This window comes from Streptomyces hirsutus (assembly GCF_001418415.1).
Lineage (GTDB): Bacteria > Actinomycetota > Actinomycetes > Streptomycetales > Streptomycetaceae > Streptomyces > Streptomyces hirsutus.
Genome location: NZ_LIQT01000019.1, coordinates 1 through 11,407 on the forward strand (window position 1 = coordinate 1; position 11,407 = coordinate 11,407).

Sequence of the window (11,407 nt, forward strand, 5' to 3'; positions counted from 1 at the left end):
GGGGTGCGGACGTGGGGGTCGCCGCCGGTGGGGAGAGGGTCATGACGGGGTCTCCGTGGTGTTGCCGGCCGGTGCCGAAGTGAGCAGGTCCGCGATGTCCAGGACGTGGTGGCCCGCCATCGCGGGGAGGCAGCTGCCGCGGGCCGGGCCGATCGCGGCCGCCCAGTCCTCCGGGATCGCGGCGGCGCCCCGGGTCGCGCCCGCCAGGGCGCCCGCCACCGCCGCGGTGGTGTCCGCGTCACGGCCCATGTTGACGGCCGTCAGCACCGTCTGTTCGAAGTCCCCGTCCGCCGCCGCGTACGCGCCGAAGGCGAGGGCGACGGCCTCGGGGGCCAGGTCGGTCCAGGGGTAGCCGCCGATCACGACCGCGGAGCGGACCGCGTGCTCGCCCCGGTGGGCCGCGGTGACGGCGCGGCGCAGGGAACGGGCGGTCCAGGAGTCCTCCGGCACCAGGGCCAGCGCGGTGGCCACGACGGTGACCACCGGCGCCCCGGCCATCGCCGCCGCCACGCCTGCCGCGACCGCCTGGCCTCCGTAGATGCCCTCGCCGTCGTGGCTGACCGAGCCGTCGATCGCCGCCAGCCGGGCCGCCTCGGCGGGACGGCCGGCCGCGAAGACGCCGTGCGGTGCCGCTCGCATCGCCAGCCCGTCGCTCCAGGCGTGGCGGTGCTGGGCGGAGACGGGGGCGGCCAGTCCCCGGCGGAGGTTCTCCAGGGTGCCGCGCTCGCTGAATCCGGCACCCCGGAACCGCCCCTCGGCGCGGTCCGCGATCCATTCGTGCCAGGCCGCCCCGACCTGCGCCGGGGTGAGCGCCGACCCGTGCCGGGCCAGCAGCAGGCCGGAGAGGATCGCGTACTCGGTGTCGTCCGTGCCCGCGGGATGCTCCGCCACGTATCCCGTGATGCGGCCCCACCGGGCGCGGATCTCGGAGGGTTTCATGTTCTCGGCCGGGGCGCCCAGCGCGTCGCCGACGGCCAGGCCGAGCAGCGCGCCGCGCGCCCGTTCGCGGAGCCCGAGGGAATTCCCGGACGCCGGGGCCGAGGGGATGCGGGCGTTCGATGCCATGCGCGGCTCTCCTCTCAGGGGCGCCCCGAGAGGCGCGAAGCCCTTTGCGGAACTGTCCCCGGTGCGAGGTCCGGCACAGCCTCACAGGCCTCGGTGTCACCCGGTCGACATCTGCGCGGGCCCTCCCGCAGGTGAGCGGCTGAAGCGACAAAACCGCAGGTTAGCCCAGCCTTTCCTTGCTGGCGGGAGGGAATGCGGAAGCGTAGATTGGGTGCTGTTCAAAAGTAGAATTTGTCTAAAACTATGCTTGCGCCGGCCGTCGGAGACATCGGCTTTGCAGGCGCTTTCGCGAACTCCCTGGGGGACGGCATGGCACTCATCGAGACCGAGGCGACGCTGCACGAGGCGCACCGCGACAACCACACGCACCGCGATGTCAACGGCGGCTGGCTGCGACCGGCCGTGTTCGGCGCGATGGACGGCCTGGTCTCCAACCTCGCACTGATGACCGGCGTGGCCGGCGGCTCGGTCGGACAGCAGACCATCGTCATCACGGGCCTCGCGGGCCTGGCGGCCGGAGCCTTCTCCATGGCCGCCGGCGAGTACACCTCCGTCGCCTCCCAGCGCGAGCTCGTCGAGGCCGAACTGGACGTCGAGCGGCACGAGCTGCGCAAGCACCCCAAGGACGAGGAGGCCGAACTCGCCGCCCTCTACGAGGCCCGGGGCGTCGAGCCGGAGCTCGCCGCCGAGGTGGCCCGGCAGTTGTCGCGCGACCCCGAGCAGGCGCTGGAGATCCACGCCCGGGAGGAACTGGGGATCGACCCCGGAGACCTCCCCTCGCCCACCGTGGCCGCGGTCTCGAGCTTCGGCGCCTTCGCGCTCGGCGCGCTGCTCCCCGTACTGCCGTACCTGCTCGGCGCGAGCGCTCTGTGGCCCGCCGTGCTGGTGGCGCTGCTGGGGCTCTTCCTGTGCGGCGCGCTGGTCGCCAAGGTGACCGCGCGGACCTGGTGGTACAGCGGTCTGCGGCAGCTCGCCCTCGGTGGCGCGGCGGCCGGCGTGACGTACGCACTGGGTACATGGTTCGGAACGGCCATAGGATGACCCGGCTCGGACGACTCGACTCGGACCGCCCCGCACGGCTGCCCCGGACCGGGGCGCCGGCTGGGCGCCCGGCGCGGACGGGCGGCACCGACGCCCCGGCTCCGCTTCCGTGCGAGGGACCGCACAAGTAACCGTTACCCGTTGGTTTCGACCGCGTGACGACGGGGCATGAGCCGAAAGCGTTGTGGGCAAAGAGGCTCACGACGCAGCCGCGGGAGTGGGCGAAGACGCCCGGCCCCGCCATCGGACCGGCGGACATCGATCTGCCCGCCACGGTCCCCCAGCTTCCCCCGCCAGGCGCGGAATCCCCGACGCGACCTGCATGGCGTCCACATGGTGGAACGGAAAATCCCGCTTAACGGGAACCGAGTCATCGTGTAATCTGCACGAAATTTTGCAGTCACGCAGAGGGCCAGCGTCGTCCCTCGGCACTTTGCACATGCCACATGACGACGACGGGAGAGCCGATGCGTATGCCGCGCCAGCCGTCCCAGCATTCCGCGCATGGCCAGAACTGGTCCTTCATGGATGCTCGCCCTGCCCCGCAGGGCATGTACGACCCCCGCGACGAGCACGACGCCTGCGGCGTCGGATTCGTCGCCACGCTTACCGGCGAGGCGTCCCACACCCTGGTCGAGCAGGCACTCACCGTCCTGCGCAACCTGGAACACCGCGGTGCCACCGGCTCCGAGCCGGACTCCGGCGACGGCGCGGGCATCCTCTCCCAGGTCCCGGACGCCTTCTTCCGCGAGGTGGCCGGATTCGAACTGCCCGAGGCCGGCGCCTACGCCGTCGGCACCGCCTTCCTCCCCGTGGACGCCACCGACGAGACCGTCGCCCGCATCGACGAGATCGCCGCCGCCGAGGGCCTCACCGTCCTCGGCTGGCGCGAGGTGCCCGTCGCGCCCGACCTGCTCGGCGCCACCGCCCGCTCCACGATGCCGGTCTTCCGCCAGATCTTCGTCACGGACCACGCGTCCCGGGGCATCGACCTCGACCGCACGGCCTTCGTGCTGCGCAAGCGCGCCGAGCGCGAGGCGGGCGTCTACTTCCCGTCGCTGTCCGCGCGGACCATCGTCTACAAGGGCATGCTCACCACCGGTCAGCTCGAGCCCTTCTTCCCCGACCTGTCCGACCGCCGCTTCGGCTCCGCGCTCGCGCTGGTGCACTCCCGGTTCTCCACGAACACCTTCCCGTCGTGGCCCCTCGCGCACCCCTACCGCTTCGTCGCCCACAACGGTGAGATCAACACCGTCAAGGGCAACCGCAACTGGATGCGTGCCCGCGAGTCCCAGCTGGCCTCCGACCTGTTCGGCTCCGCCGACCGTGGGCACAGTGGCTCCGCCGACCGTGGGCGCAGCGGCTCCGCCGACCTCGGGCGGATCTTCCCCGTCTGCACCCCCGACGCCTCCGACTCGGCGTCCTTCGACGAGGTCCTCGAACTGCTGCACCTCGGCGGGCGCTCCCTGCCGCACTCGGTGCTCATGATGATCCCCGAGGCGTGGGAGAACCACGGCTCGATGGACCCCGACCGCCGCGCCTTCTACCAGTACCACTCCACGATGATGGAGCCCTGGGACGGCCCCGCCTGCGTCACCTTCACCGACGGCACCCAGGTCGGCGCCGTACTCGACCGCAACGGCCTGCGCCCCGGCCGCTACTGGGTCACCGACGAGGGCCTCGTCGTCCTCGGCTCCGAGGTCGGCGTCCTCGACATCGACCCCGCCAAGGTCGTCCGCAAGGGCCGCCTGCAGCCCGGCCGCATGTTCCTCGTCGACACCGCCGAGCACCGCATCATCGAGGACGACGAGATCAAGGCCCGGCTCGCCGCCGAACACCCCTACGCCCAGTGGCTGGAAGCCGGCGAGATCGAGCTGTCCGACCTGCCCGAGCGCGAGCACATCGTGCACACCCACGCCTCGGTCACCCGCCGCCAGCAGACCTTCGGCTACACCGAGGAGGAACTGCGCGTCCTGCTCGCCCCGATGGCCAAGGCCGGCGCCGAGCCGATCGGCTCCATGGGCACCGACTCGCCGATCGCCGCCCTGTCGGAACGCCCCCGGCTCCTCTTCGACTACTTCACCCAGCTGTTCGCGCAGGTCACCAACCCGCCGCTGGACGCGATCCGCGAAGAACTGGTCACCTCCCTGCGCAGCCCGCTCGGCCCCCAGGGCAACCTGCTCGAACCGACCGCCGCGTCCTGTCGCACCGTGGTCCTGCCCTTCCCCGTCATCGACAACGACGAGCTGGCCAAGCTCATCCACGTCAACGCCGACGGCGACCTGCCCGGCTTCAAGGCCGCCACCCTCTCCGGCCTCTACCGGGTCTCCGGCGGCGGCGACAGCCTCGCCGCCCGCATCGAGGAGATCTGCGCCGAGGCCGACGCCGCGATCGAGAACGGCGCCCGCCTGATCGTCCTGTCCGACCGGCACTCCGACGCCGAGCACGCGCCGATCCCGTCGCTGCTGCTCACCTCGGCCGTCCACCACCACCTCATCCGCACCAAGCAGCGCACCCAGGTGGGCCTCCTCGTCGAGGCCGGAGACGTCCGCGAGGTCCACCACGTGGCCCTCCTCATCGGGTTCGGCGCCGCCGCGGTCAACCCCTACCTGGCGATGGAGTCCGTCGAGGACCTCGTCCGCGCGGGCACCTTCCTGCCCGGCATCGAGTCCGAGAAGGCCATCCGCAACCTGATCCACGCCCTCGGCAAGGGCGTCCTGAAGGTCATGTCCAAGATGGGCATCTCCACGGTCGCCTCCTACCGCGGCGCCCAGGTCTTCGAGGCCGTCGGTCTCGACGCGGCCTTCGTCGACACGTACTTCCACGGCACCGCCACCAAGATCGGCGGCGTCGGCCTCGACATCGTCGCGAAGGAGGTCGCCGCCCGCCACGCCAAGGCGTACCCCGCCACCGGCATCGCCCCCGCGCACCGCGCACTCGACATCGGCGGCGAGTACCAGTGGCGCAGAGAGGGCGAACCGCACCTGTTCGACCCCGAGACGGTCTTCCGCCTCCAGCACTCCACGCGCTCCGGCCGCTACGACGTCTTCAAGCAGTACACCGACCGCGTCAACGAGCAGTCCGAGCGCCTGATGACGCTCCGCGGGCTCTTCGGCTTCACCTCCGGCCGGGCGCCCGTCCCGGTCGACGAGGTCGAGCCGGTCTCCGCGATCGTCAAGCGCTTCTCCACCGGCGCCATGTCGTACGGCTCCATCTCCCAGGAGGCGCACGAGACCCTCGCCATCGCCATGAACCAGCTCGGCGGCAAGTCGAACACCGGCGAGGGCGGCGAGGACCCGGAGCGCCTGTACGACCCGGCCCGCCGCTCCTCCATCAAGCAGGTCGCCTCCGGCCGCTTCGGTGTGACCTCCGAGTACCTGGTCAACGCGGACGACATCCAGATCAAGATGGCCCAGGGCGCCAAGCCCGGCGAGGGCGGCCAGCTGCCCGGCCCCAAGGTCTACCCGTGGATCGCCAGGACGCGTCACTCGACGCCCGGCGTCGGCCTCATCTCCCCGCCGCCGCACCACGACATCTACTCCATCGAGGACCTCGCCCAGCTCATCCACGACCTGAAGAACGCCAACCCCCAGGCGCGCATTCACGTCAAGCTGGTCTCCGAGGTCGGCGTCGGCACCGTCGCCGCGGGCGTCTCCAAGGCCCACGCCGACGTCGTGCTCATCTCCGGTCACGACGGCGGCACCGGCGCCTCCCCGCTGACCTCGCTCAAGCACGCCGGCGGACCCTGGGAGCTCGGCCTCGCCGAGACCCAGCAGACGCTGCTGCTCAACGGCCTGCGCGACCGGATCGTCGTCCAGACCGACGGCCAGCTCAAGACCGGCCGCGACGTCGTCATCGCCGCCCTCCTCGGCGCCGAGGAGTTCGGCTTCGCCACCGCTCCGCTGGTCGTCTCCGGCTGCGTCATGATGCGCGTCTGCCACCTGGACACCTGCCCGGTCGGCATCGCCACGCAGAACCCGGTCCTGCGCGACCGGTTCGCCGGCAAGGCCGAGCACGTCGTGAACTTCTTCCGGTTCATCGCCGAAGAGGTCCGCGAACTCCTCGCCGAACTCGGCTTCCGCTCCGTCGAGGAGGCCGTCGGCCACGCCGAGGTCCTCGACGTCACCCGCGCGGTGAACCACTGGAAGGCACAGGGCCTCGACCTGGCCCCCCTCTTCCACGTGCCCGAACTGCCCGAGGGCGCCGTCCGCCACCACACCGTCCCCCAGGACCACGGTCTGGCGAAGGCCCTCGACAACGAGCTGATCAAGCTCGCCGCCGACGCACTCGCCGCCGACGGCGCGACCGAGGCGCAGCCCGTACGCGCCCAGGTCGCCATCCGCAACATCAACCGCACGGTCGGCACCATGCTCGGCCACGAGGTGACGAAGAAGTTCGGCGGCGCCGGCCTGCCCGACGACACCGTCGACATCACCTTCACCGGCTCCGCCGGCCAGTCCTTCGGCGCCTTCGTCCCGCGCGGCATCACGCTGCGCCTGGAGGGCGACGCCAACGACTACGTCGGCAAGGGCCTCTCCGGCGGCCGGATCGTCGTCCGCCCCGACCGGGGCGCCGACCACCTCGCCGAGTACAGCGTCATCGCCGGCAACACCCTCGCCTACGGGGCCACCGGCGGCGAGATGTTCCTGCGCGGCAAGGTCGGCGAACGGTTCTGCGTCCGCAACTCCGGCGCGCTGGTCGTCTCCGAGGGCGTCGGCGACCACGGCTGCGAGTACATGACCGGCGGTCACGCGGTCGTCCTCGGCGAGACCGGCCGCAACTTTGCGGCCGGCATGTCCGGCGGCACCGCCTACGTCATCGACCTCGACCGGGACAACGTCAACCCCGGCCACCTGGACGCCGTCCACGAGCTCGACGACACCGACCGCGCCTGGCTGCACGACGTGGTGCGCCGGCACCAGGAGGAGACGGGCTCCACCGTCGCCGCCAAACTGCTGGCCGAGTGGGACGGCCCCGACGGGGGCGCCGCCCGCTTCAGCAAGATCACCCCCAGTACGTACCAGGCAGTGCTCGCCGCCAAGGACGCCGCCGAGCGAGCCGGGCTCTCCGAGTCCGACACTCACCGGAAGATGATGGAGGCGGCGATCAATGGCTGATCCGAAGGGCTTTCTGAACCACGGTCGCGAGGTCGCCACCTCACGCCCGGTCGCCGAACGCGTCAAGGACTGGAACGAGGTCTACGTCCCCGGCTCGCTGCTGCCGATCATCAGCAAGCAGGCCGGCCGGTGCATGGACTGCGGCATCCCGTTCTGCCACAACGGCTGCCCGCTGGGCAACCTCATCCCCGAGTGGAACGACTACGCCTACCGCGAGGACTGGTCGGCGGCGAGCGAGCGCCTGCACGCCACCAACAACTTCCCGGAGTTCACGGGCCGGCTGTGCCCCGCCCCGTGCGAGTCGGCGTGCGTGCTCGGCATCAACCAGCCGCCGGTCACCATCAAGAACGTCGAGGTCTCCATCATCGACAAGGCGTGGGAGACCGGCGACGTCGCCCCGCAGGTCCCCGAGCGCCTGTCCGGCAAGACCGTCGCCGTCGTCGGCTCCGGCCCGGCCGGCCTCGCCGCGGCCCAGCAGCTGACCCGGGCCGGCCACACGGTCGCCGTCTACGAGCGGGCGGACCGCCTCGGCGGCCTCCTGCGGTACGGCATCCCCGAGTTCAAGATGGAGAAGCGGCACATCAACCGCCGCATCGAGCAGATGCGCGCGGAGGGCACCAAGTTCCGCACCGGCGTCGAGATCGGCCGGGACCTGCCGGCCACCGCGCTGCGCAAGCGGTACGACGCCGTCGTCCTCGCCGTCGGCGCGACGACCGCACGCGACCTGCCGGTGCCCGGCCGCGAACTCAAGGGCATCCACCAGGCCATGGAGTACCTGCCGCTGGCCAACAAGGTGCAGGAGGGCGACTACGTCGCCCCGCCGATCACGGCCGGGGGCAAGCACGTCGTCGTGATCGGCGGCGGCGACACCGGCGCCGACTGCGTGGGCACGGCCCACCGCCAGGGCGCCGCCTCCGTCACCCAGCTCGAGATCATGCCCCGCCCGAACGAGGACCGGGACGCGCTCTCCCAGCCGTGGCCGACCTTCCCCATGCTCTACAAGGTCACCTCCGCGCACGAGGAGGGCGGCGAGCGGGTCTACTCCGTCTCCACCACCCACTTCGAGGGCGACGAGGACGGCAACGTGCAGTGGCTGCACCTGAGCGAGGTCGAGTTCGTCGACGGCAGGCTCACCCAGAAGCCCGGCACCGAGCGCCGCATCCCTGCCCAGCTGGTCACCCTCGCCATGGGCTTCACCGGCACCGACCGCGACAACGGCCTGGTCGAGCAGTTCGGCCTGGAACTCGACGCGCGCGGCAACATCGCCCGCGACGCCGACTTCCGGACCAGCGTGCCGGGCGTCTTCGTCGCCGGAGACGCCGGACGCGGCCAGTCGCTCATCGTGTGGGCGATCGCCGAGGGCCGCTCCGCGGCGCGCGGCTGCGACCGCCACCTCACCGGGGCGAGCGACCTGCCCGCACCGATCCGCCCGACCGACCGCTCACTGATGGTGTGACCGGACGCCGGCCGGCCGGCCGCTCCGGGACACACCACGCGGTCCGGACCCCGCCGGTCCGGACCGCGCACAACGGGACCTGACGGTCCCCCGCAGAGGTCCCGTACAACGGCGTACGGAACACAGGTGGCGCCTGCCCGCCAGTCCCCGACCAGGACGGACCGGGCAGGCGCTGCCGCATGCGCTCACCCGCTCAGGGAACGCGGAAGGTCTCCCCGTGCACCTGCCACGTCAGCGGCGTGGTCAGCTCCAGGTTCCCCTCCCTCAGGAACCGGCGCTGGGCGGTGTCGATCCGGGACGTGTCGGCGCCCGGCTTCTTCGCGAGCACGGCCGCGCGGCGCACGTCGAGGAACGCCTCCAGGAACGCCTTCTCGCCGCCGCCCTGGCCCGGCGTTTTCGCCTTGCGCATGGCCTGCTCCCGCAGGCCGTAGAAGCCGTCGGAGCCGGTGTCGGGGCCACGCCGGACCATCGCGTCGTAGTACACGAACTGGCCGAGCGTGCCGAGGCCGTCGAGCTTGGCCATGCGCACCGCCGGGTCGAAGTAGACCCGGTCGCGCTCGGCCTCCTGGGCCGCGCGGAACGCCGGCGTCCTCGCCTCGGCCTGCCAGGCGGCCGTGAAGCCCGGGTCCAGGCCCTCGTGCGAGTCCGTGCCGTCGACCTCGCGCAGCGCCGGCAGATACCTTGCCAGGCCGTTGTCCGGGTGGTCCTCGGTATAGCCCTCGACGAGGGCGAGCAGGTCGTGGGTACCGGTGGTGAAGCCGACGATGCCGGCCGTGTAGCCGACGCCGTCCCCGGCGTCCTCGATGGAGCCGTAGGTCTCGCGCCAGCGCAACGTCGCGTTCTCGGCGCTCGCCAGGATCTGCTGGGCGAGCTCCTTCTTCGCCGGGTCGGCCAGGCCCGGCGGCCGGCTTGCCACCACCCTGTCGTCCTCGGCCGACTCCGACTCGGTGCGCTCCTTGGCCTGCTCGCGCGCAGGGGGCGAGGCGGACACGGCCGGGCCGTCGCCCACGGCCGCGCCGTCGGACCCTCCGGGCACCAGCATGTACACGGCCGTCGCCACCACGGGCACGGCCGCGAGCAGCAGGGCTGAACGTTTCACTGGGAAACTCCTCCACCGGTCAGTTCCGACACCTTGGCCACCGCCAGGACGACGAGCAGCGCGAGCAGTACCAGGCAGGCCCCCGCCTGCAGCAACGTCCGGCGCCTGCCCCTGGGCACGTACGCGAACGCCGCCGCCACCGCGCCCCCCGCCAGCAACCCGCCCAGATGCCCCTCCCAGGACGTCACCACCGCGGAGATCACCAGCCACAGCAGCAGCCCGCCCATGAACCGGTTGACCGCCCGCATGTCGGCACCGATCCGCCGGGCCACCACGTAGTACGCGGCACCCAGCCCGAAGATCGCCCCGGACGCGCCGACCACGGCGTCCTGTGGTGCCAGCAGCAGCACCAGCACCGAGCCGCCCAGCGCCGACAGCAGGTACAGGGCGAGATAGTGGACACGGCCCAGCATCGGCTCGACGGCCCGGCCCAGGTTCCACAGCGCCACCATGTTCATCACGATGTGCAGAATCCCGAACGTGCCCTCGGTGGGCGGAAGATGAAGGAAGGCGCCGGTCAGCAGCCGGTACCACTCCCCGTTCACCAGACCTTCCGCACGGAAGTCCCCGTAGTACGGGCCCTCGACCCACACGTAGTGACCGCCGTCCGGCCCGACCAGCCCCGCGCCCAGCATCGCGAACCGGTCCACGACCTCCGGCAGCGCCAGCTCCGCCAGATACGCCAGCACGCTGACGGCGATCAGTGCGTACGTCACCACCGGCACCGCCGAGACGCGCCCGCCGACCACGGTGCGGGCCTGCCGCACCGACCGCATGCCCTCCTTCACGCAGTCGGGGCACTGGTGGCCCACGGCCGCCTCCCGCATGCAGTCCGGGCAGATGTACCGGTCGCAGCGCACGCAGCGGACATGGCACTCCACCTTGGGATGGCGATAGCAGGTGGTGACAGTGGCCTCGGAATCCACGGGCCGGCTCCTTGCGACGGACGGGACGGACGAGCCGGTAGGGACGGCGGCGAACAAAATATCGAATGATGGGGGAGAGGTGCGCAGGCGGGGTGGAGGCGCCGTCCCCTCAGGGCCGGTTCCGCGGACCGGACGACCGCTTCCGGTGACGGGACCACCGGCCCCCGGCGACCGAGCGGCGGTCCCGGCGACAGACGGGGGAGTGCGCACGGCCGCGATCGGCCTGAGCGGGATGGAGAAGACCGCGCCCGCACCGGTCAGCCTGTACAGGACCGCAGGGCACGCGGTGTCCGGGCACGGGCCGGACGGGCTGCGCGCCGCCGTCCACCTAGTGATCGACCACTCCGGCTCGTGATCGACCACTCCGGCTCGATGCGGCCGTACTCCCAGGACGGCAGCATGCAGGCGCCCGCCGACCGGGTGCCGGGCCGGCTGCCGGACGAGTTCCCCCAGCGGCCGGCGGACGCGCGGGCACGAGGGATCCTCCCGCCGAGGACGCCCGCATCACCGCCCCGCCGGGCCGGCGCCCCGCCCCCGCCCCCTACGTGTCGCACTCCAGCACCGTCCCGCACAACGTGCACCGCGCTCGTACCCGCCCCCGCACCCGTACCCTGATCCGCCGATTGCACGTAGGACACGGGCACGACACCCGCACCGGCGCCTCACGGCCACCGCCCCGCGTGCAGCTGTACGGCACATCCGT

At 72.1% G+C, this 11,407-nt stretch carries 7 protein-coding genes; 4 read left to right on the forward strand and 3 right to left on the reverse strand.

Translation table 11 applies throughout. The features are described 5' to 3' along the window. Window positions 1-39 precede the first annotated feature (39 nt). A complete protein-coding gene (locus AOK11_RS01710) occupies window positions 40-1,065 on the reverse strand; it encodes an ADP-ribosylglycohydrolase family protein (RefSeq protein ID WP_055591826.1) in 1,026 nt (341 codons plus the stop codon). A 309-nt stretch (window positions 1,066-1,374) separates the two neighbouring features. Here AOK11_RS01710 and AOK11_RS01715 point away from each other — a divergent pair, with 309 nt between their 5' ends. From AOK11_RS01715 to AOK11_RS01725, 3 genes are all read left to right on the forward strand, one after another. Beyond that, entirely contained in the window at window positions 1,375-2,106 is a 732-nt protein-coding gene (locus AOK11_RS01715) for a VIT1/CCC1 transporter family protein (RefSeq protein WP_055591827.1), read from the forward strand. A gap of 467 nt (window positions 2,107-2,573) precedes the next feature. Continuing rightward, window positions 2,574-7,223, forward strand: coding sequence for a glutamate synthase large subunit (gene gltB, locus AOK11_RS01720; RefSeq protein ID WP_079034566.1), 4,650 nt, complete (start codon window positions 2,574-2,576; stop codon window positions 7,221-7,223). After that, the gene (locus AOK11_RS01725) at window positions 7,216-8,679 is read left to right on the forward strand and encodes a glutamate synthase subunit beta (protein ID WP_055591829.1); all 1,464 of its coding nucleotides are present in this window, start codon (window positions 7,216-7,218) and stop codon (window positions 8,677-8,679) included. The genes gltB and AOK11_RS01725 overlap by 8 nt, the downstream gene beginning before the upstream one ends. A 193-nt stretch (window positions 8,680-8,872) precedes the next feature. Here AOK11_RS01725 and AOK11_RS01730 read toward each other — a convergent pair whose 3' ends face one another. Beyond that, on the reverse strand, window positions 8,873-9,778 hold the full coding sequence (locus AOK11_RS01730; protein WP_055591830.1) for a chitosanase: 906 nt from the start codon (window positions 9,776-9,778) through the stop codon (window positions 8,873-8,875). After that, window positions 9,775-10,704 carry a rhomboid family intramembrane serine protease gene (locus tag AOK11_RS01735; RefSeq protein WP_055591831.1) on the reverse strand — a complete coding sequence of 310 codons (930 nt, stop codon included), beginning with the start codon at window positions 10,702-10,704 and terminating at the stop codon, window positions 9,775-9,777. The genes AOK11_RS01730 and AOK11_RS01735 overlap by 4 nt, the downstream gene beginning before the upstream one ends. Before the next feature lie 202 nt (window positions 10,705-10,906). Between AOK11_RS01735 and AOK11_RS46575 the strand changes: the two genes are divergently transcribed. Further along, the gene (locus tag AOK11_RS46575; RefSeq protein ID WP_157869262.1) at window positions 10,907-11,059 is read left to right on the forward strand and encodes a hypothetical protein; all 153 of its coding nucleotides are present in this window, start codon (window positions 10,907-10,909) and stop codon (window positions 11,057-11,059) included. Window positions 11,060-11,407: the final 348 nt, after the last annotated feature.

Coding starts and splice junctions, on each gene's coding strand:
- gltB (WP_079034566.1), top strand. CDS start 2,574: ATGCGTATGCCGCGCCAGCCGTCCCAGCATTCCGCGCATGGCCAGAAC.
- AOK11_RS01710 (WP_055591826.1), bottom strand. CDS start 1,065: ATGGCATCGAACGCCCGCATCCCCTCGGCCCCGGCGTCCGGGAATTCC.
- AOK11_RS01715 (WP_055591827.1), top strand. CDS start 1,375: ATGGCACTCATCGAGACCGAGGCGACGCTGCACGAGGCGCACCGCGAC.
- AOK11_RS01725 (WP_055591829.1), top strand. CDS start 7,216: ATGGCTGATCCGAAGGGCTTTCTGAACCACGGTCGCGAGGTCGCCACC.